Raw genomic sequence first — 21315 nt, 5'->3', positions numbered from 1 at the left:
CCCCTGAGTTGTGATTCATTACAGATTGCGGTTAATGAGGGAAAGAGTATGTTTAAATGCTTCCATCTGGTCTTCCGATACACCTTCAGCAAGTTCTTTATTCATTTCTCTTTCAATCGGAACGAGGATATCAATTAACGCTTTGCCTTCCTTGGTGAGATATAACAGATAGGCTCTGCGATCCTGTTCGCTGGTCCGACGTTCTACCCAACCCTTTTTCTCAAGCAGATCAATAATCCGGGCCGTGGTGGGTTGGTCTTTGAAGACACGTGCAGCGAGCTCCTTTTGATTCACACCTTCACCTCGGTCAACATTAAAAAGGACAGAAAATTGCTCTGTCGTAATATCATAAGGTTTGAACCGCGTAGCAAGTAAAGCTACTGCTTTACGATGCGTGAAACCCAGCATGAATCCAACAGATTGTTCCAGTGTATAGTCCATGTGATTGTGAGACCTCGCTTTCTATTATAAAATGTTCCAATCAATTAGTTGTTATAACAACTATATGGTAAACAAGTATTTTTGTCAAAATGAAATATTCTCATATCGAACCAACGTGTACGCTGTGCAATGATCCAAAAATACTGTTAGAATAGTAATGAAACCGCTTCTATGGAAGCAATGTCCAGAGTGCTTAAAGAATGGAGAAAACCAATTCGCTCTAACCGATGTTGGAGATGACCAAGGAGAGCTGTGCATGCTAAAAAATATTCCCGCAATAATTCCTCCGGAGTTACTCAAAATCATGTCTGAAATGGGGCATGGTGACGAGCTGGTTCTGGCGGATGGCAATTTCCCGGCAGCCAGTCATGCCGAGCGACTGGTACGCTGTGATGCACTGGGAGTCGTCGAACTGCTAGAAGCCATCCTGCAATTATATCCACTGGATACCTATGCCGAGCGTCCCGCTGCTGTCATGCAGGTTGTGGAAGGGGATCAGGTGATACCGATCATATGGGAAGACTACCGCCGGTTGATTGAAGAATACGAAGGCATTACGGATGCGTTCGAACATGAAGAGCGATTTGATTTTTATGAACGTGCTTCGCGTGCCTATGTGATTGTTGCAACTGGTGAGCGCGCGCAATATGCCAATCTGATTTTGAAGAAAGGTGTCATTTTCCCCGATGCTGATCCTGGTCAGGAACAGCAGAATGCTGGATCGAACTCGAACTGAAGAATTACGGCGACGGAGCAGCAGATGCTTTGGTCGCCTTTTTATTTTTGCCAATACGAAGTCAATATAACAATTGTACATAATTTCCATGGACTCGATAAGCAAGATGCAAATTGGAAGAGCATATGAACGAATAGCCAATCAATGTCCAAGATACTACAAACTTTGATGCAGATGATGAATGGGGAAAGGGAAGGGATTGTTTTACAATAGAAAGGCACACAAACGATGAGACGATTGGTCTCTATCCCAAAGGAGTTGAATGATAGTGCAGCACCGAATCAGACATGCAGGTCTTGCGGATCTTAACGAAGTGGTACGATTGTTCAATGAATACCGGATGTTCTACAACCAACATGCTGACATTGAGGCAGCATGTCAGTATATTAAAGAACGAATGGAACGCGATGAATCAGTAATTTTGGTAGCAGAAACAGATGTGGTAAGTGATCATGACACACCTGAAAGCAACGATAAGGCACTCTCGAATGGCTTGAATTGTACCGGATTCGTTCAACTGTATCCCAGCTTCAGCTCGGTATCGATGGGGCCTATCTGGGTGCTTAATGATCTGTATGTGCATCCGGATTATCGTCAGCAAGGCATTGCAAGGAAACTGTTGCAATCAGCCAAACGATTGGCATTTGAGCGTGGAGTCCTTCGTATATCGCTCTCTACTGAATTAACTAACAAGCAAGCGCAAGCTTTATATGAATCCGAAGGATATGCACAGGATACCAAATTCATGTATTATGAACTTAATGTATAAGAGGTTGCTCAAAAAGACGCATTATATAAATGAATGGCAGAATCGTGTCGTCGGAAAAGAGGGAGGGGAGTCGCAACATGATGCAGTGGATTGCCATGATCACGATGTTGATTGATCATATAGGGGCTGTCTTTTTTCCGCATATTATAGAACTGAGAATCATAGGTCGTATCGCTTTTCCAATCTATGCTTTTGCAGTGTATATCGGGTATAAACATACACGAGACGTACAAAAATACATATGGCGGTTGTTCTGGATTGCAGTTATATCGCAAGTGCCGTTCATGGCGGCGTTTAATCATTACTCTTTGAATGTAGTATGGACCCTGTGGTCGGCTCTTTTGGTACTTTTTGTTATCGATAAGCTGCCATCCCGTCTATTGTCTATTCCAATCGTCATTGGAGCAGGTTGGTTCATGGAAATTAGCCAGATGGATTACGGGATATATGGGTTATTATTGGTCCTGTTATTCCGTTATTTCCAGGGTCCTGTGCTTGTCGTGGCACATGTCGTGTTAAATGCACTATATCTTCTGCTGCATAACAGCTCTGTGCAAATGTATAGCGTGCTGGCAACCGCTGGCATTGCCATTGCTCAGTACTACCAAGCAGGATTCCGCATGAAGGGGCCGCGTTGGGTGTGGCGTTATTTCTATCCAGCGCATCTCGCCATCATTGCAATAATCCGCTGGGTGTAAAAGATTGATCTAGAAACGTTAAAAATGTCTGAAAATGCGAAGTAAAGAAGCCACCTTCTCGTCAGTGAATGACGATGAGGTGGCTTCTGCGTGTTCCTATTCGTTAAAGTTGAACTTCACGGAACTTACTCCATTGCTGTAGAAGTGCCGTTATGGCGCCGGATTGCAGACGGGAAATATCCAATCTGAACGGCGTAGTCTAACATGGCGGAGATGAAGCGATCATCTGTTTTCGCACATGAGATTCCGGCAGGTTCCACATAAGCCGTTGTGACAGGGCAGGCATAGACATAAGCTGAATCCTTGGCTCCGTCTCCTTCAAGCTGCGCAATAGCCAACTGAAGAGCTTCAGGCTCCTTGATGATGCTGGCATCGAATAACCAACGTGTGTAATCCGCGATAGGTAGCGTTTCGACTTCATAACCAGCCCGATTCACCGAACGGATCAGCTCATCATAGCGGATTGGCTCCGGATTACAGATGTGGAATACACGACCGGCTGTATCCTGACGCAAGGCCAGATGAACGATAGCTTCACTTGCATAATCGATAGGTGTAAAATCAACCATCCAATCAGCAGCAGGCGCCTTGCCGAGCAACAACATCGCTTTGAACATACGATAGAAGGCGTTGCTATCAATATTGGACTGGAAGCGTCCAGTCTCAGAGTGACACGTGAGATTACCTGCACGATAGATGCTGACAGGTACCCCTTCTTCGGCGGCAATCATGAGCACTTTCTCGGCTTCAAGCTTGCTGTCTGAATACAGGTTGTCCACATGCAAGTCAGCCGGGAATCGATCATATTGCAGTGAGGATTCCCATTGTCCGCTGAGTGCGAGATCTTCCGGAATACCCATCGTGGATACATGGTGGAAGGAAGCCCCTGGTTTGCTGCGAATCAGATCCAACAATGCGACTGTTCCTGCCACGTTCGTTTTGGTGAACTGCTCGGCATCCCCAAAATGACGTACGTCTGCAGCACAGTGGATGACACGGTCAATTCGTTCCTGGACATAAGCCGTTTGTTCAGCCGACAGACCGAGATTAGGTTGTTCGAGATCCCCTTCAATAATCTCCACGCGAGCCGCGAGTTGATCAGTCAGTTGTTTGCCGAAATATCCTTCCAGCACTTTAGTCAAACGTTCCATTGCAGTTATTCCATTGGATGGTCGACGAACCAGCGTGTAGATTCGTGTACTGGAATTCAGAATTAACTGTTGCAGCACATGAGAGCCCAGATAACCAGTTGCTCCGGTCAGTAACACATGCTCAGGTTCACGAATGAGCGGATACCCCAACTGGGACGCCAGTTCCACAGGATGTTCTGATAATTGAGTAATCATGCCATCCGTCACTGCCGAATGCGTAACTTCTGCTGCACTTTGAGATAGTATTTCCACGCGACGAGCGAGAGCACGGACTGTTTTCTCGGCAAAGAAGTCGGCAATTTTCAGCTGTGGATAATGCGGCTTCAGAATGACCAGTACATGAATGACCCGGAGAGAATCACCACCTACATTGAAGAAGCTGTCTTCGACACCGAAGTCATCGTGTTGAAGAATTTCTTTCCATGCGTCCAGGATAATGGATTCCGTTTCCGTCTCAGGCATGACCCGGTCAGGGCGATCTTCATGTCGTTCCACATGAGGCAGGGATACCATCGCTTTGCGATTGATTTTCCCAGTCGGAGCAATCGGCATTTCATCCAGCTGACAGATCCACTTTGGTACAAAATAAGAAGGCAGTTTTTCTGTCAATTCTGCCTTGATATCCGCAACAGATAGGGTACTGCCATCTTTCGATGTAAAGTAACCCACCAGCATATTTTGTCCGTCGGATTCTTTCTTCGGAATGACGGCAACGTTCTGGATCTGATCCAGGCGAGCAAAGTGATCTTCAATTTCTCCGATCTCAATCCGGTGACCACGAATTTTTAGCTGTGAGTCACTGCGACCGACATATTCCAGTAACCCCGTGTCCAGCAATTTGGCAATATCGCCAGACTTGTAGATTTTCTCACCTATCGCAAACGGATTCTCAATGAATGCTTGTTCTGTTCGTTCTGGCTGATTCAGATAACCTTTGGCCAGTGCAGGGGTAGAAATATATACCTCACCAGGTACACCTACCGGACAGAGCTGATGTTCTTCATTCACAATGTATACTTTGTAGTTATGAATCGGTTTACCGATAGGGATATTTACTACATGTTCGGGAACTTGCTCACTGATGCGGTGAGTGGCTGTGGCTACTGTACATTCGGTAGGTCCGTACACATTAACAATATCAATCTGGTTTCCGAATTTGCGCTGGAAGGCACGAACCTGTTCACCATAGAGAGCTTCTCCGGCTACAGTAATGATTCTGACTTTGGCCAACTTGTGGAAACCTTCTTCAGATAAGTAGGAAGCGAGCTGATTAAAGAAAATCGTAGGCAGTATTGTAATGATGGTTGTTCCTGTCCGTTCAATTGCACTTGCGAATTCTTCAACAGATACGCGTTCTTCCGCAGACAACAGATATAATTCTGCTCCATAGAACAAGGCGCCAATGGTATCCCACACGGATGCATCGAAGCTGTATGTAGCAAACTGGGTTAATACATCACCTGGTTGAATGTCACAATCACGCTGAACGACACTGCCAAGATTGGTTACACCCCGATGGGCAATCAGCGCACCTTTGGGCTTACCTGTTGACCCTGACGTATAGATGATATAGGCAAGATCATCTGGTTGAATATCGAGATTGGGGTTGCTTGCCGCAAATCCGGCTAGACGACCATCCACAGCGAGAATCTGGCGGACAGTAGCTATACTGGAGAACAAGCTGGAAGCTTGGTCATAAGAAGCCTCCGTTGTCAGAACGAATGATGACGCCGTATCTTCCACAATATAGCTGTTACGTTCTTGTGGATGCTCTGGGTCGATCGGAACATATGCACCACCTGCCTTTAGAATACCGAGCAGGGAGATGATGGTTTCCAGACTTCGATCCATAAAGATACTGACGAATTCACCTTTTTGCAATCCATTGGATATTAGAACACGTGCAACCTGATTAGCTCGTTCATTCAATTCTCTGTACGTATAACGTGCGGATGGCGAGGTAATCGCCGGTGAATCCGGATATGCTGCCGCCGTTGCTTCAAACCAGCCGTGAACCGTCTGATTCGCTGGTTCGAGAACGGAAGTATCATTCATTTCACGGTACAGCAACCGATCAGAGGCGGAAAGAATATCCACCGCACCGATTGCTTTTTCACCGTCACGCAAGAGGGCAAGTAGAAGAGTCTGATAGTATTCTGCATATCTCAACACGGTAGACTCTTTCAACAGTGAACTGTCATAGAACAGATCGAGAATGAGCATGTTCTGATCATCTCGAACGTTCCAATTCAATATTTGAGGCGCTTGAGGCAACTGTACGCTATTCAGCATAAACAACGTTTCAGGATATCCACCGGTTTGCAGCGTGTAGTCAATCTTGAGCTGCTCTGAAACCTGATGACATAGTTCGCCAAAGGTCAATTTGCCTTGAATCTGTAATGAGAGATAGGAAGCTGCCTGATCGGGAGCTAGTACACCTATGGCAAGTTCCTGTTCAGCTGACAATCGGAATAACAAGGCTGCATAAGCTGAGAGGAGTACCGGGTACACCATCTGTTCTCCAAACTTCTGTTTAAGATCACGACTCAGAGAAGCATTTAATGTAATTTGAGCAGATTGATAAGAGAATGATTGTTGACGTCGCCCAAAATCCAGTGGAATCTGCAGAACCGGCAAGCTAGATTCCATGGAATGGGAAGATGATGATTGGTTTTCAATCACTTCAGTTATTCCTCCTTGGTTCAAACCGAATGTTTGTGGATTTGAATTATTGTTTGCTTACATTAAAATGAGAGATCAGTTCTTGGAGTTCCTCAGACATGTTATTAAGGCGTGTGGAGGAGTCTACCAGTGTAATCAAAGATGCTTTTTGCTCATCAACAGATGAGGAGATTTGTTCACTGCTATTTGCTGTCTTACTTACGCTTGAAGACAAGTCATCTGCTGTAGCGGTCATTTCCTCCGTACCTGCAGAGATTTCCTCTGTCGCGCTTGAAACTTCCTGAATCTGATTAGACACTTTTTTCGCTGCTTCTAAAATATCTTCGAACAATTGTCCTGTTTGATCGGCTACACTGAGCCCTGTATCTACTTCTGACGTACCTTGTTCCATAGCACGTACAGCTTGTTTAATTCCAGCTTGAATCTCTTGGATCAATACGCCCACCTGGCTGGTCGCTTGTTCAGACTGTTCGGCAAGTTTGCGTACTTCACCTGCGACAACTGCAAATCCTCTTCCTTCTTCACCGACACGTGCTGCTTCAATGGATGCATTAAGGGCAAGCAAGTTCGTCTGGCTTGAGATTCCCGAGATAATATTAAGAATATCGCCGATTTCCTGTGAACGACTCTCCAGAACATCAATGGCAGAAGCTGTATTCTTAACCGATTCCGTAATCAGATTCATCTGCTCAGATACCTGACGGACAACGCTGTTACCTTGTTGTGAACGACGTTCCATCTCATAAGCTTCATCCGCTACACTTGCGGAGCTGCTGGCAATCGTCTGGATTACAGTAGCCATCTCGGACATGGCACGTGCACTATCCCGGGTTGCCTGTTCCTGTGAACGAATGTTGGACGTGATTTGGGTAACATTGTTATTGATAGAATCTGCATTTTCACTGTTACGTTCAGAAACTTCATATAGTTCTTTGGCAGATTGATTCACTTCTTGCGATGTGATTTGCACTTTTACGATAGTATCGTTGATTTTGCGAACCATCGTGTTGAACTTCTCGTTAACGAGTCCCAGATCGTCCTTGCCTGTCGGAATGTTGACATTCAAATTACCCCGACTTACGTCATCAATTCCTTTGATCAAGTGACGGATAGGGGAAAGTGTGTTTTTAACCACAAGGTATTGGATAATCAGGAATAATAGCAAGAAGGCCACCAAGATGATAATTCCGTTCTTAAGCAAGGAGTTCAGTCCTGCCGGTACGGCTGTTGCATCTGCATCGATGGCAAAATAGGAGAAGATCTTTCCGTTGCTGTCTTTAATTGGATATGCAATGGTTGTCCATGTTCCGAAATCATCAGAATAGAACGTTGTGAAGGTTGGACGATCCGTATTGAGCATTTCTTTCAGCGCATTGGCTACAACGACTGGCTGCTCATACATGTCACCGATATTTACGTTCTCACTTTGAAAAGCCTCTCTTAGATTGGTCGGCATCGCTACAAGGGAAGTTAGCCTCTTGTTATCGCCACCAAGTTCAACACCGAAGATGTAGGCTTGTGCAATGTTAGGATAATATTCTTGCATTTCATCGAAATACGCTCGTAATTTTGTTTGTGTTGCTCCATCATAGCTGCCTTCCGCAATAGCAGCTTGTACTTCGGTGGGATTGATATCTTCAGCCCATTTTTTGGTAATTTGTTCCACCTGTCCATGCAGCTGATCAACAAGAACTGTTTTTTGAAAATAGTAACTGCTTGCAATCAGTGCTACCCCGATGATAATGATATTGGTAAATGAGAGTAACAAGTTTTTGGAGAAAAACGACATGCTTTTCCAACTTAATGATTTCACTAAATTCCACTCCTGATCTTCTTTGAATTAAGAAACTTTAGGGTTGCTTTGGTACAGTGAACTAGATCATTCCGTTATCCCCTCCAAAGGAAATTTATGCGACCATGGTCTTGGTTTATTAGTCGCTTTCGTAGAGACTTATGTACCGTATGAACCATAGGTGTCTAATTATTAAAACACATCTATAATTAATATGTCGTATAAAATGTCGTTAAATTGAATAGTATCGTTAAATTTTTTTTAATATTTTACGTATTTATGGACATATCTGATGAATTATAGGTATTTAGAACTGTTTATTTAAAAATTTCCCATTTTTTAGCTTCATTCTGTATTCTATAACATGGTGGGCAAAAATACATCCTTAAACATTGGAAAAAATAAGATCAAAGATGCAACATAAGGCACGGATATACATCGGAAGCGGTTTTATCTATAATAACTACATATGCATTTCTCAAATTATGAGCAGGCGGGGGTTTATAGATGAATCTTAAACAGATAGCAGCGGAGCGTGCGGCAGAATATGTTGAAGATGGGATGAAGGTTGGATTAGGTACAGGTTCAACAGCTTATTATGCCATCTGCCGGATCGGTGAGCGGGTACGCGATGGATTGAATATTCAAGCGGTTGCCACTTCGGAAGCTTCGGACAAGCTTGCTCGGGAATGGGGTATTCCCATCGTTCCATTTGACCAGATTGGACGTCTGGATCTGACCATTGATGGCGCAGATGAAGTAGATCCCGAATTTAACCTGATTAAAGGTGGCGGCGGGGCTCTTTTGCGTGAAAAAATCGTGGCGGCCAATAGTGACAAACTGATTATTGTAGCGGATGGCAGCAAAGCAGTGCAAAAGTTGGGTGAATTCCCGTTGCCAGTTGAGGTTGTTCCATTTGCTTCAGAGTGGACCTACCAGGCGCTCGAAAAACTGGGGTGTCGACCACAGTGGCGCATGGATGGAGAGCAGCGTTATCTGACAGACAACGGAAACCTGATTGCGGATTGCCACATGGAAGTGATTGATCATGCTGCAGAACTGAATGTTCAATTGAACATGTTACCAGGTGTTGTTGATAACGGACTATTTGTGGATATGGCTAGCACAGTCATTCTTGCCAATGCAGACGGAAGTATCGAAGAGCTTCATCGTTCTTAATATGGAAGTGGGTTCGGGTTGGACTGACCACATGGTCTGGCAATGAACGAATGATGCGCTCGGCTGCAAAAGCCGGATTACAGGTGGAGGGGCGAATGCGGAAGTGTCGTATCGTTCGCGGGGAGTACTATGATTCAATTCGTATGGGAATGCTTCGCGAGGAGTGGGAGCAGAAGCTGTCCTCTAATGCGAGCCGAAATGTAAACAACTGATGGAGGATTATTGAAATGCTGAACACGGAGGACAACCGGGAACTGTCTTTACAATTATTCGTGGTTCTTGTTCGAGCCTACAATTCTGTGACCTCACGTTCCAATCGGGACATCCAGAGTCACGGACTGAATACGACAGAATTTGGTGTACTTGATTTGTTATATCATAAGGGACCGCAGGCTTTGCAAAAGATCGGTGAAAAGGTGTTAATGTCCAGTGGTAATATTACGTATGTTGTAGATAAGTTGCAAAATAAAAAACTGCTGTTTCGTCGGCCATCCAAGGAAGATCGGCGTGTTATTTACGCTGAATTAACCGAGGAAGGAAGGCAACTGTTCACAGAGATATTTCCTCAACATCATCAGGTCATCATTGATGCTTTGGAGGGACTTGATCCTTCCGAGAAAGTGGATGCGATTAAGATGTTGAAGAAACTGGGACTGGCTGCAGAAGGGAAAACTGACTTGCGTTCTTAACGCAGGTCAGTTTTTTTTATGAAAATCGAAAGGTGCAGACAAATACTGGCTGAGTGACTTGCACGCTTCTCCATAATATAGGAAGATTATTCTATACATTCATAGCGTAAATACATGCTCATCGAAAGTTCATGTATAATGGAATAACTATTAAGGGCGGAATGGATGGATTGGATAAGTAGAGGAACCTATCCCGATTGGAAGTTAGCTAACATCGATCTCATTTTAGATTAGTCACCAATGATGAATGAGGTGTGAAGCGGGTAGAGGAGGGGGCGTCTATGAGTCATCAAGAAGCAGGAGAACGTTTACTTCAAGAAGCAGGTAATTTGGCTGATAAAATAACGGAAAAGCAGTATCTCAGACAGCCCGATTTACTTGAGCGATTTGGGGAGAACGGAAAAATGCGAACCAAACAGGATTCTCAGTACAGCTTGAACTACTTGGCTGAAAGTGCGCTTGTACAGAGTCCTGAACTGTTTACGCATTATATTGCTTGGCTGAAAGTTCTACTTAAGGGTTACAAGGTATCGTCAGAAGACTTGGCGATTAATCTCCATCTGATTAAAGAGACATTGGAAGAAGAATTTGACCATCCGTCAAAGGCGTTTCTGCTCGATTATTTGGAGATGGGAATATATAGAACAACACAAATGGAGACACAAGCGGGTTACATTAACGAATCCATGCCATATGGAGAGGCCGCACAATCGTACTTGCAGTGTTTGCTTGAGAATAAACGGAAAGAAGCCTTCGAGATCATTGAAACTCAGTTAGAAGCCGGAGTGACGATTCGTGATATTTACCGATATATCTTTCAGCCCACCCAATACGAAATTGGTCGATTGTGGCAATGCAATCAGATCAGTGTGGGGCAGGAACACTTTTGTACAGCAGCGACCCAGTCATTCATATCACGTCTTTATTCTCGCTGGCTGATTCATACGGGTCAGGATAAAAAACTAGTGGCTACCTGTGTAGGCAGTGAACAACATGAGATCGGACTACGTATGCTCACAGATGTGTTCGAGATGGAAGGTTGGGATACACACTATCTGGGAGCCAATGTTCCCAATGGAAGTGTAGTAGAGGCCATAGAACGCCATCAGGGCGATGTGGTTGCGATCTCAGTCACGATGACGTATCATCTTCATCTGGCGAAAGAGCTGATTCATCTGATTCGTCATCATCCGGCAACGGCGCATGTGAAGATTATGGTTGGGGGATATCCCTTTAATATTGATCAGGAGTTGTGGAAAACGATAGGAGCAGATGGTTATGCGCCAGGAGCCGATGAAGCGGTAGCGGTTGCAGAACAATTGCTGGCTCAGCCAGATACATGTAATCATCTTGATATGGTTAGGGATTAGGAGAGGGATGATGTGTTGTCTAATGAGAACGGAGAGATACAGAGGCTACGCAGAACGATTGAGCAGTTATCGGATCAGATGATCCGTAGCAGAGAGCAGGAGGAACGGACTCTTGCGGAATTCTCGGATATGAATAATGAACTGGTTACACTCCAGCGTCTGCTTGCGAAGAACAATATTAGTCTTGAAGCCGCACGTCAGAAAGCAGTAGATGCAAGTGAATCCAAAAGCACATTTATTGCAGGTATCAGTCATGATTTTCGTACGCCATTAAATGGCATATTGGGGATGGCTGAGATGCTTAAGCTTTCTCCATTGTCTGAAGAACAGGAGAATTCCGTTTCTGTTATACAGGATGCTGCCAGACTGCTGCTTAAGCTGATTCAGGATCTACTGGATGTGTCCAAAATTGAGGCAGGTCAGATGCAACTTGAACTGGGAGAAGTGCATCTGCATGAGACCATAAATTATGTTGTTCGTTTGCTCGACCCCCAAGTCAGAAAGAACGGAAATCAGTTATCGGTTGATTGTGATCCCAGAATTTCTGCTTTACTTGAAGGGGATTCAACGCGAATTACGCAGATTCTAATCAATCTAATTCAGAATGCGAACAAATTCACATCAGAAGGCTCTGTAGGGATACGAGTCGCTCTTGTTAGAGATGATGAGAGAACACAAACGATTCGATTTGAAGTTGAAGACACGGGCATTGGTATTTCGGAAGAAGATCAGCCCCGATTATTCCAACCCTACATGCAGACCGAACGAGGACGCTCGAGAGAGTATGAAGGAACAGGTCTTGGACTATCGATCTGTAGATCGCTCGTTATCCTAATGGAAGGTCAGATTGGAGTAGACAGTATAGAGGGTGAAGGATCAACATTCTGGTTCGAACTTGCACTGGGCAAGAAACACGTTAACCAGTCCGTTCACGAGTCTAGCACATCTTCGTCTCAGCAGATTCAAGACCAGGTTGTGCGTGATGAAACTCCTTCCGTATCTGTCTTGCTGGCCGATGATAATGTCATTAACCGGCAGCTTGTGATGTTGCAGCTCAAAAAATTGGGAATAACCCAAGTGGACGCCGTCTCGAATGGGGAAGAGGCAGTAGCCGCTTTTCTTAGCAAAAAATACAGTTTGATTCTGATGGACTATATGATGCCATTAATGGACGGCTTGGAAGCAACACGCAAAATCCGTTCGATAGAAATGGATGAAATGCGTCATACCACGCCAATCATTGCGATGACTGGAAATGTCATGCAAGGAGAGAAAGACAAGTGTATGGAAGCCGGGATGAATGATTTCATTGGCAAACCGTTCACACTGGAGATTCTAAGTACGATGATCCAGAAGTGGCAGCAATCGTCTGAACCGACAGAGGTACTCAATATGAGCATCGTGCATGAGATCGCGGAATTGAACACAGATGGTGATCGTACACTCCTCAGTATGTTATTGGACATGTATCGAACTGACACACCTGGCAAGATCGAAGTGCTGCGCAGACATATTGTCACGGGGGACCATTTAGCAGCAACCGAGGTAGCCCATGATTTGAAATCAGGGAGTTTGAGTCTGGGGATTCGTTATCTATCGACTTTGTTCGCTCAGATAGAGCAGTTCGCGAAGGAAGACCAGTCACGTAAAGCAGAACCGTTGCTTGATGCTTTGCTCCCCGCCTATCAAGTGGCATGTGCTGCGCTGCAACGAGTAAGTAAAGATTGATCACATCTTAATTAGGAAAGAAAGGTAGGACACGTTCATGTTATTCTACGTATTTGGGGCTCTAGTCCTGATCGTTCTTGCTCTTCTATGGGCAGGGGGGCTCTACTTTTTCAAAACTGCCATTCGGCGTACGCCCAAAACATTTTTGGTAGACAACCCGAATCTGATGCCTGAGCCAGACAATGAAATTATCAGCAGTGCTGCTGACCTGAAGTGGCTGGATGCTCAGCCTACAGAAGAGATATCTATTCAATCGCATGATGGATTAAAACTGCACGGTACATGGCTTAGTTCCAATAGCGGGTCAGATCAGACGGTTATTCTGGCACATGGCTACTCGGGGAAAGGCCGAGAAATGGCCGGATTTGCCCGATTCTATGCGGAGAAGCATGGATATAACGTGTTAATGCCGGATGATCGGGGTCATGGACAGAGTGAAGGTGACATCATTGGTTTCGGCTGGTTAGATCGGAAGGATTATGTTCAGTGGACCAACTGGGTGCTTGCAAAAGTGGGTACACAAGGGGAAATCATATTGCACGGCATATCCATGGGAGGAGCAACCGTACTGATGACAGGTGGTGAATCGCTGCCGATTCAGGTGAAAGCGATTGTCTCTGATTGTGCGTATACATCTGTGGAAGAAGAACTGACGTTCCAGTTGAAACAATTATACAAGCTTCCTGCATTTCCGTTTATACCTGTCACCAGTCTAATCTCCAGGTGGAAAGCAGGATATTCCTTCAGGGAGGCCTCCGCTCTCAAGCAACTTGCCAAAGTCAACGTGCCTGTGCTGTTCATCCATGGTGAGGCCGATACGTTCGTACCAACCGAAATGGTGTACAGGTTGTATGAAGCTTGCCCAACCGAAAAGGAATTGCTGACCGTTCCCCGTGCAGGTCATGGCACAGCGTTTCAGGTGGATCGTACCGGATATGAAGCGGTATTGGAATCCTTCTTAGAAAAGAACCTGTCACCTTCGAGCTTTGTATCCGAAAGTTCAGAAGCTAAGTGAAACTGTGACCTTGAGTCATGTACATCCCTCATGAAAAGGTATTCGGAAATGAATTGATTTCTGTGTGGCATTTCGGGTATTAAGTAGAAGTGCAGTTGATTTTCTAAACGATGGGGGTGTCTTGATGGGCAATGAAAAATTTGAGGCTGCGCGAAAAGCAGAGGCAGTTTATCATTCCAACTTCTATCAGAATAATGAATTATTTGCCTCAGGAACCTGGATGTCTAGGCCCATGCCAATGGTTATGGATATGCTGGAACGTCTACTTGCTCACAAGCAGGAACTGCGTGTCCTTGATCTGGGATGCGGAGTCGGGAGACATGCCATACCCATTGCACAGCGTCTTGCACAAACGAACAGTGAAGTCATCGGTGTGGATTTGCTGGACGAGGCTGTAGATGGGCTTTGCAAGTATGCGAAAGAATATCAGGTTGATCATCTCGTGAAGGCAGTAAAAGCAGACGTTGAGCATTATGCTGTTGAGGCAAACTATTTTGATTATATTGCTGCTTGTTCTTGTCTGGAGCATGTGTCGAATAAGCAAGCTTTCATGGAAACGCTTGAACGATTACAAGCGGGAACTCGAATCGGTGGCATTCATTGTATTACGATGAGTACGAATGTGGAAGAAACAGAAATCAATACAGGCCGCGAAATTGAGCCGTTAATTGAACTGAATCTGCCGACAGTTGAAGCGATCGCTTTGCTCGAGGATGCCTACAAAGGTTGGAATATTCTACTTCAAGAACATGTTACACAGACGATTGAAGAAGAAAAGTATGATGAACCAACACAGTTTCGTTGTGAACTGCTTCGTTTCGCTGTACAAAAGCAATAAACTCTCTGCCGGGACCTAGTAATAGCCCGGCACTCTTATTGTTCGTTGGGAAGGGGATAGTTAAGGATGAATACATACGTGATTGGGATGGATGGAGGAGGAAGCCACACGCGTGTGGCTGTCGCAGATCAGAACGGGAAGATTTTATCCTATGTGCAAAAGAATGGTTGCAACCGCTATCACGATACCCATGCCGAGCAAAATGTGCTGGAGGGTATCGCTGAAGCCATAACTCAGGCTGGAGTCCAATTAGATCAGATCGCCTCCATTCAGGCAGGGATGGCAGGCTTGAATGAGCCTGAAGATACGGTTTGGGCTGAAGCGTTACTTGCTCGAACGGGGATTACAGGCAGAATCAGTGCAGTAAACGATACGCTTATCGCACATACAGCGGCATTCAACGATGAGCCAGGTATTGTCGCCATTGGAGGTACAGGCTCTCTGATCCTTGGCAGAACGGAACAGGGAGCTTGGCTCCGCAACGATCAGTTTGGTCATTATGCGCCGACAGCAGCACGTTTTTTGGCTTACGACACGGTTCACGCGATACTGGCAGGACGTTATGAGCTGCAGGATCAGGAATGGATTGAGCAGGTGTTAACGTATTGGCATGTAAGCTCTATTCGAGAGCTTGCTGCGCTGGGGGTGTCTGGTTTTGCTGAAAATAAACAGGCCACCAATCGGAGGTTTGGTCAAATGGCACCTTTGGTAACCGAAGCTGCTGCCCGGAATATTCCGCTCGCGGTTAAGGTATGTGATTCAGCTGCCGATACGGCTGTTGTGGGAATCCTCATGCTAGGATCCTGTTTCGATCAGCCAACAGTGTCCATGACGCTTACCGGAAGCTGTCTAAGTTCATCATATATGGTGGATGCTGTTCGGAAAGGACTGGATGCTGCCTATAGGCCCAAAGGGAAAAGAGTTCAATACATAACCAGCAACTTGTCAGCAGTTGGCGGTGCATTGCTGGATGCCTATCATTTGGCGCAAATCAAGGTGTCGGATAACATCCCGGCTATGCTTCAATGCGAGCTGAATCGTTATACGACTTGAACTTTGAGAGGCTAACGACTACAATACGATAACGGAAACAAGCAAGGTATAGGAGGAATCAAGGTGTTAATTAATTTGAAATCACGCATACAGGAGCCGGAAGTGCAGGAGCTATTGTCTTACTCGGTCTTTCCTGATCCGGATCATCTGAACCGTGCGTTGCAACAATATGTAGAGAAAGACGAATTGCAAATGGGAGGTTACGAAGATGAGGGACAATTGATCGGTCTGATTGGATATGAGAAGACAGGAACAAGTGAGGTTACCATTCATCATATCTCGGTTTTGCCTGAAAACCGCTTTAAAAATTATGGACGTGGTATGATCTCACAACTGTTGGCAACATACAACCCTGATAGACTGATTGCTGAGACCGAGCTGGAAGCCGTCGAGTTTTATCGGAATACGGGGTTTGTGGTATATAGTCTGGGTGAATTATACCCAGGTGTGGAGCGATTCCGTTGTGTGCTTGAAAAAGAGGAAGATACAGACGAAGAGTAGCACAGAGGCATTTTATTACTTTAAGAAATATATGGATCATAATCATTACAGGATGTTGGATTTGGCAATGAGCTGAGTCGGACGTCCTGTTTTTTTGTCGTTTTCATCAAAAAAGCAGGAAAAAAGTATTGCTTTATAAGATTGTTTCATTATAGAATAGTTTCACAGAAGAATAGTTCGTTAAGTGAACTATATTGATTCGGAAAGGAGAATGAAGAATGAACAGACCAGATGCGAAAAGTTTGGTGAACCGCTATTTGGATGCTTCTTTTCTGGTAAACAAGCGGTTTGATACGCGGATACGCGAACAAGTGGGGCTGACGATAACGACCGATCAGTTCTGCGCACTTCGTCTGATTGAGGAGAAACCTTCCTGCACACCCTCTGATCTGGCAGAGCTTCTGTGCATAGGCAAGAGCAGCATTACTGCTTTGGTCAACAAGTTGGTGGATCGCGATCTGGTCCATCGGGCTGGCGATGAACGCGACCGCAGGGTTGTGTATTTGACACTAACGGACAACGGACGGGAAGTGTACAGGGAAACGGAAAAAGAAATTCAGCAGATTCTGGAGCCATATCTGGTTCATTTTCAACCGGAAGAGGTTCGTAATTTCATTGAATCTTTTGAGAAGCTTGCAGCTTTGCTAACGCATGAAGGAGGACAGGAGAACGAATGAGAGCGATATTGAAAGCACGATGGTGGTTAATGGGGCTATGGGTTGTTGTAGCTGCCGTATTAATGTTTACCGCCCCTAACATGAGTGAACTGATTCGGGAAAAGGGACAGTTTTCGGTTCCGGAAGGATACTCTTCCACCCAGGCAGCAGCGATTCTGAATGAAGCTGCAGCGCAAAAAGGAGAACAGCAAGGCAGCCAGATTGCTCTTGTATTTTATAATCCGGATGGTCTGGGTACCACGGGAAAACAAGAGGCAGAGAAGGCTATTAAGAACTTGGAAGCCGACAAGCAGAAGCTGGGCATTCTGTCCATTCTGGAACCTTTCTCTCAGCCTGAGTTGTCCGAGAAGATGATCTCAGCTGACGGCAAAACCATTTTAACGTCGCTATCCATTGATCAGGGAGATCGTACGGTCAAGGAAATGCGGGAAGACCTGAATGAAGCATTGAAATCTGTCAATGTGGAGCACTACATAACCGGTAAAGGTCTAATTGACGAAGATACCATTGAAAGTTCCCAAGAGGGGCTTAAGAAATCGGAATATATTACTGTTGTCTTTATTTTACTCATTCTGTTCCTCGTGTTCCGTTCGTTTGTAGCTCCGTTTGTACCGCTACTGACGGTGGGGATCAGCTACATTGTATCGCAACAGATTGTCGCATTTCTGGTGGATGGGCTCGACTTCCCGATATCCACGTTTACACAGATCTTTATGGTCGCCGTCATGTTCGGGATTGGTACGGATTACTGCATCCTGTTGATCAGTCGGTTCAAGGAAGAACTGGCTCATCATGAGAATACGTGGGATGCCATCATTGCAACCTATCGTACTGCCGGTAAAACGGTACTCTTCTCCGCACTTGCCGTGCTGGTTGGATTCATTGCGATTGGTTTTGCCCAGTTTATGTTGTACCGCTCTGCGGTTGCCGTTGCTGTAGGTATTGCTGTGATGATGCTTGCCTTGGTGTCCATCGTACCATTCTTCATGGCGGTGCTGGGTAAGAAGCTATTCTGGCCGTCGAAGGGTTCACTTGATCATGCCGAGAGCAAGATCTATGGTGCAGCGGGTCGCTTCTCGCTGAAACGTCCATGGGCTGCGCTGCTCATCGTGGCAGCTGTCTGTGTGCCACTTCTGGCAACCTACGATGGTAAACTGTCGTTCAACAGTCTCGATGAGATTGGTGAGAAGTATGATTCAGTAAAAGCATTCAACATTATCTCCAACAGCTTCGGTCCGGGTGAATCATTGCCAGGTCAGATCGTTATTCAGAACGATGAAGCGATGGATAATGCGAAATATATGGCCGTTGCTGAGAAAATTAGCAGAGAAGTAGAGAAAGTACCCGGGATCTCTGGTGTCCGCAGTATGACACGACCTACGGGTGATGAGATCAAAGATTTTGAAGTTACACAGCAAGTGGGAACATTATCGGATGGACTGGGTGAAGGCAAGACGGGTCTGGACAAAATCCGTGATGGTCTGAGTGAAGCCAGCAGTCAGTTAAGTAAAAATGAACCACAGTTAAAAGAAGCTGCCGATGGGGCAGGTGAACTTACCAAAGGAACCACCCAGTTGCAATCGGGTATCACGCAACTCAGTGAGGGACTTGGGCAGATTGAAAAAGGTATTCGAGATGGTTCCGCAGGTGCGGGTGATCTGAAAGCAGGACTGCAGCAAGCCAAAACGAGCGCAGATCAACTTGCTCAAGCGAACAATCAGTTGCTTGAAGCCTATCGTCAGGCGGGAGCAGGAGTCGCTGCATTGGGCGATGGAACCCGTGAATTGGAACAACAGCTTAATGGGGTTTCAACGGCTTTAACCAGTCTGTCTGAATCCTTCACAGCACTCGAAGAACGTTATCCTGAATTGCAGCAAGATGCGGACTACCAGCGTATCAAAGGTACGATTGGTGAAACAGGTTCTGGCACAGCGCAGCTTGCTCAAGGTTTGGGTCAGATTAAGACTAAGCTGGGAGAAGCCGCTGCTGGAATTAATCAGGCCAATGAAGGCTTTGCTTCCGCAGCAGCCGGACAGAAGGCGCTTGCCGATGGTCTAAGCCAGATTGTAACGGGAATCAGTCAGCTTGAGACAGGTCTGAAACAGGCCGCTGATGGTCAAGGAAAAGTCATTAAGGAGATACCTTCCATCCAGAACGGGCTTGGTCAGCTTCAAGGTGGACAGGAGAAAATCCAGCAAGGCTTCTCGGATCTGAGTGGACAGCTGACACAATTGACAGATGGGTTGAATCAAAGTGTCGATGGTATTAAACAGGTATCCGGAGGACTGGATTCAGCGCAGGACTACCTGACGCAATTACAAAATTCACCGGATTCCGATCTGGCAGGCTGGTACGTTCCTGATGAAGCACTGAACAGCAAAGACTTCACACAGGTATTTGATACGTATCTGTCCCAAGATCGGAAGACGATGACGATTGATGTTATTTTCGCCGAAAATCCATACGGAACCGAAGCCATTGATCGTGTGCCTGACATTGAGGCGGCTGTACATCGTGCGGTACAAGGCAGTACGCTTGAAAAAGCAGACATCGCCATAGGCGGAGTTACGAGTACATTTGCAGATCTGCAGGAGATCTCGAATAACGACTATACACGTACTGTAATGCTGATGCTGGCGGGTACATTCATTATTCTGGTCGTGCTGCTTCGCTCGGTCATTATGCCATTGTATCTGATCGTTTCCTTATTACTGGCTTATTTCACATCAATGGCGTTAACCGAAGTGATCTTTGTTAATATCCTCGGATTCGCAGGCATCAGCTGGGTTACTCCGTTCTTCGGATTTGTCATGCTGATTGCACTTGGTGTGGATTATAGCATCTTCCTGATGGACCGTTTCAATGAGAACAAAGGCATGAAGGTACAGGATGCGATGTTGTACGCGATGAAGAACATGGGGACCGTTATTCTATCTGCAGCGGTCATTCTGAGCGGTACATTTGCTGCAATGTATCCATCCGGTGTTCTCTCGATGATGCAGATTGCTACAGTAGTCCTTAGCGGATTGATCTTGTACTCTCTGCTGTTCCTGCCATTCTTCGTCCCAGTGATGGTGAAGATGTTTGGCCGGGCCAACTGGTGGCCGTTCCCGAACAAGGAACAGGCGGATTCCGCTGAGTCGGATCGGACCATAGGCATGTAATGCATTGCAATGGATTAGGCTCTGCCGCGTTATGCGGCAGGGCTTTTTCTTTTTTTACCTCTACAGGAAAACTACAATCTTATGCAAAAAGAAAGGTGCATGCCTAAGGACACCATCCCGCGCCTTGTCTTGCCGCTCATCATAAGATATAGAGCAGTTCATTATTGTTCAGACAAATCACAGCAGAGAGGGGCGACGGGATGGTATATCGATATGTGGCTATAGGTGATTCATTAACGGTAGGTACAGGAGCGTTGCTGGGCACCGGCTTTGTTCCTTTATATCGGCGAATGGCCGAAATGAATGTTCGTACGTTTGTATCCATGGAAAATATGGGCGTGAATGGACTGACGTCGGGGGAAATGTTGCAGATGATCTCTTCGCATCCCCGTGTGCGGCAATCACTTCGTGAAGCAGATATCATTACCATATCCATTGGCGGGAATGATCTGATTCGTACGTTTAAAGCAAGTAACGGCATTCCAAATGCCAGCAAAATGACACAGGTGCTCGGAGAAACCCGCAGTAATGTATCCCAGATCATGCGGCACATTCGGCAGTTAAAGGGAAACAGTGAGTATATGGTCCGATCCATCGGATTGTACAACCCGTATCCACAAGCGACGGAAGCTGCGTACTGGGTGCGCCAATATAATTCGTTTTTGAATGGAGCCGGATCAGGAAACTATGCGTGTGCTCAGGTCTATGACAGGTTCGAAGGTCGTGAACGTGAACTGTTGTTCTGGGATAGAGTGCATCCTAATGCAAGAGGGTATCGTGTCATTGCAGAGCAGCTTAATCGGACGGGATACTATCCATTCTCTTGATCACT

General features: G+C 45.7%; 17 protein-coding genes and 1 pseudogene. 15 read left to right on the top strand and 3 right to left on the bottom strand.

The annotated features are described in order from the left end of the window. Nucleotides 1–18: 18 nt before the first annotated feature. On the bottom strand, nt 19–441 hold the full coding sequence (locus HF638_RS01380) for a MarR family winged helix-turn-helix transcriptional regulator (RefSeq protein ID WP_169478549.1): 423 nt from the start codon (nt 439–441) through the stop codon (nt 19–21). A 256-nt stretch (nt 442–697) separates the two neighbouring features. Here HF638_RS01380 and HF638_RS01375 point away from each other — a divergent pair, with 256 nt between their 5' ends. From HF638_RS01375 to HF638_RS01365, 3 genes are all read left to right on the top strand, one after another. After that, entirely contained in the window at nt 698–1177 is a 480-nt protein-coding gene (locus HF638_RS01375) for an RbsD/FucU family protein (RefSeq protein ID WP_169478548.1), read from the top strand. Between the two features lie 268 nt (nt 1178–1445). Next, nucleotides 1446–1946 carry a GNAT family N-acetyltransferase gene (locus HF638_RS01370; RefSeq protein ID WP_348982053.1) on the top strand — a complete coding sequence of 167 codons (501 nt, stop codon included), beginning with the start codon at nt 1446–1448 and terminating at the stop codon, nt 1944–1946. Between the two features lie 77 nt (nt 1947–2023). Continuing rightward, complete coding sequence (locus tag HF638_RS01365) at nt 2024–2644, top strand: TraX family protein (RefSeq protein ID WP_248277992.1); 621 nt, start codon at nt 2024–2026, stop codon at nt 2642–2644. A gap of 125 nt (nt 2645–2769) precedes the next feature. Here HF638_RS01365 and HF638_RS01360 read toward each other — a convergent pair whose 3' ends face one another. Beyond that, nucleotides 2770–6444 (bottom strand): non-ribosomal peptide synthetase family protein, encoded by a 3675-nt coding sequence (locus HF638_RS01360; RefSeq protein WP_169479120.1) that lies wholly within the window; start codon nt 6442–6444, stop codon nt 2770–2772. A 79-nt stretch (nt 6445–6523) separates the two neighbouring features. After that, nucleotides 6524–8266 carry a methyl-accepting chemotaxis protein gene (locus tag HF638_RS01355; protein ID WP_169479119.1) on the bottom strand — a complete coding sequence of 581 codons (1743 nt, stop codon included), beginning with the start codon at nt 8264–8266 and terminating at the stop codon, nt 6524–6526. A gap of 510 nt (nt 8267–8776) precedes the next feature. Between HF638_RS01355 and rpiA the strand changes: the two genes are divergently transcribed. From rpiA to HF638_RS01295, 12 genes and pseudogenes are all read left to right on the top strand, one after another. Then, entirely contained in the window at nt 8777–9448 is a 672-nt protein-coding gene (gene rpiA / locus HF638_RS01350; protein WP_169478546.1) for a ribose-5-phosphate isomerase RpiA, read from the top strand. 14 nt (nt 9449–9462) lie between these two features. Beyond that, nucleotides 9463–9660 (top strand): annotated as a pseudogene (locus HF638_RS01345) (GNAT family N-acetyltransferase); the annotation flags it as partial. Between the two features lie 15 nt (nt 9661–9675). Continuing rightward, nucleotides 9676–10137: a MarR family winged helix-turn-helix transcriptional regulator gene (locus tag HF638_RS01340; RefSeq protein WP_169478545.1), complete on the top strand. Its 462-nt coding sequence runs from the start codon at nt 9676–9678 to the stop codon at nt 10135–10137. A gap of 281 nt (nt 10138–10418) precedes the next feature. Then, nucleotides 10419–11507 carry a cobalamin B12-binding domain-containing protein gene (locus HF638_RS01335; protein WP_169478544.1) on the top strand — a complete coding sequence of 363 codons (1089 nt, stop codon included), beginning with the start codon at nt 10419–10421 and terminating at the stop codon, nt 11505–11507. A gap of 12 nt (nt 11508–11519) precedes the next feature. After that, nucleotides 11520–13235 carry an ATP-binding protein gene (locus tag HF638_RS01330; protein ID WP_169478543.1) on the top strand — a complete coding sequence of 572 codons (1716 nt, stop codon included), beginning with the start codon at nt 11520–11522 and terminating at the stop codon, nt 13233–13235. 37 nt (nt 13236–13272) lie between these two features. Next, the gene (locus HF638_RS01325) at nt 13273–14250 is read left to right on the top strand and encodes an alpha/beta hydrolase (RefSeq protein ID WP_169478542.1); all 978 of its coding nucleotides are present in this window, start codon (nt 13273–13275) and stop codon (nt 14248–14250) included. A 124-nt stretch (nt 14251–14374) separates the two neighbouring features. Further along, nucleotides 14375–15088, top strand: a complete 714-nt coding sequence (locus tag HF638_RS01320; RefSeq protein ID WP_169478541.1) for a class I SAM-dependent methyltransferase — start codon at nt 14375–14377, stop codon at nt 15086–15088. A gap of 66 nt (nt 15089–15154) precedes the next feature. Continuing rightward, complete coding sequence (locus HF638_RS01315) at nt 15155–16141, top strand: N-acetylglucosamine kinase (protein WP_169478540.1); 987 nt, start codon at nt 15155–15157, stop codon at nt 16139–16141. Between the two features lie 63 nt (nt 16142–16204). Beyond that, complete coding sequence (locus HF638_RS01310) at nt 16205–16642, top strand: GNAT family N-acetyltransferase (RefSeq protein WP_036609514.1); 438 nt, start codon at nt 16205–16207, stop codon at nt 16640–16642. 218 nt (nt 16643–16860) lie between these two features. After that, nucleotides 16861–17319, top strand: a complete 459-nt coding sequence (locus HF638_RS01305; protein ID WP_169478539.1) for a MarR family winged helix-turn-helix transcriptional regulator — start codon at nt 16861–16863, stop codon at nt 17317–17319. Next, the gene (locus tag HF638_RS01300) at nt 17316–20483 is read left to right on the top strand and encodes an MMPL family transporter (protein WP_169478538.1); all 3168 of its coding nucleotides are present in this window, start codon (nt 17316–17318) and stop codon (nt 20481–20483) included. Before HF638_RS01305 ends, HF638_RS01300 begins: the two co-directional genes overlap by 4 nt. 200 nt (nt 20484–20683) lie before the next feature. Then, a complete protein-coding gene (locus tag HF638_RS01295) occupies nt 20684–21310 on the top strand; it encodes a GDSL-type esterase/lipase family protein (protein WP_062833735.1) in 627 nt (208 codons plus the stop codon). Nucleotides 21311–21315 lie beyond the last annotated feature (5 nt).

The sequence above is a fragment of the Paenibacillus sp. SZ31 genome (assembly GCF_012912005.1).
Classification (GTDB): Bacteria; Bacillota; Bacilli; order Paenibacillales; family Paenibacillaceae; genus Paenibacillus.
This window is presented reverse-complemented; position numbering and strand designations above follow the sequence as displayed.

What these genes read in the sequence shown, in the direction of transcription:
- HF638_RS01380 (WP_169478549.1), bottom strand. Translation starts at nt 441, where the DNA reads ATGGACTATACACTGGAACAATCTGTTGGATTCATGCTGGGTTTCACG.
- HF638_RS01375 (WP_169478548.1), top strand. Translation starts at nt 698, where the DNA reads ATGCTAAAAAATATTCCCGCAATAATTCCTCCGGAGTTACTCAAAATC.
- HF638_RS01365 (WP_248277992.1), top strand. Translation starts at nt 2,024, where the DNA reads ATGATGCAGTGGATTGCCATGATCACGATGTTGATTGATCATATAGGG.
- HF638_RS01360 (WP_169479120.1), bottom strand. Translation starts at nt 6,444, where the DNA reads ATGGAATCTAGCTTGCCGGTTCTGCAGATTCCACTGGATTTTGGGCGA.
- HF638_RS01355 (WP_169479119.1), bottom strand. Translation starts at nt 8,266, where the DNA reads ATGTCGTTTTTCTCCAAAAACTTGTTACTCTCATTTACCAATATCATT.
- rpiA (WP_169478546.1), top strand. Translation starts at nt 8,777, where the DNA reads ATGAATCTTAAACAGATAGCAGCGGAGCGTGCGGCAGAATATGTTGAA.
- HF638_RS01340 (WP_169478545.1), top strand. Translation starts at nt 9,676, where the DNA reads ATGCTGAACACGGAGGACAACCGGGAACTGTCTTTACAATTATTCGTG.
- HF638_RS01335 (WP_169478544.1), top strand. Translation starts at nt 10,419, where the DNA reads ATGAGTCATCAAGAAGCAGGAGAACGTTTACTTCAAGAAGCAGGTAAT.
- HF638_RS01325 (WP_169478542.1), top strand. Translation starts at nt 13,273, where the DNA reads ATGTTATTCTACGTATTTGGGGCTCTAGTCCTGATCGTTCTTGCTCTT.
- HF638_RS01320 (WP_169478541.1), top strand. Translation starts at nt 14,375, where the DNA reads ATGGGCAATGAAAAATTTGAGGCTGCGCGAAAAGCAGAGGCAGTTTAT.
- HF638_RS01315 (WP_169478540.1), top strand. Translation starts at nt 15,155, where the DNA reads ATGAATACATACGTGATTGGGATGGATGGAGGAGGAAGCCACACGCGT.
- HF638_RS01305 (WP_169478539.1), top strand. Translation starts at nt 16,861, where the DNA reads ATGAACAGACCAGATGCGAAAAGTTTGGTGAACCGCTATTTGGATGCT.
- HF638_RS01300 (WP_169478538.1), top strand. Translation starts at nt 17,316, where the DNA reads ATGAGAGCGATATTGAAAGCACGATGGTGGTTAATGGGGCTATGGGTT.
- HF638_RS01295 (WP_062833735.1), top strand. Translation starts at nt 20,684, where the DNA reads ATGGTATATCGATATGTGGCTATAGGTGATTCATTAACGGTAGGTACA.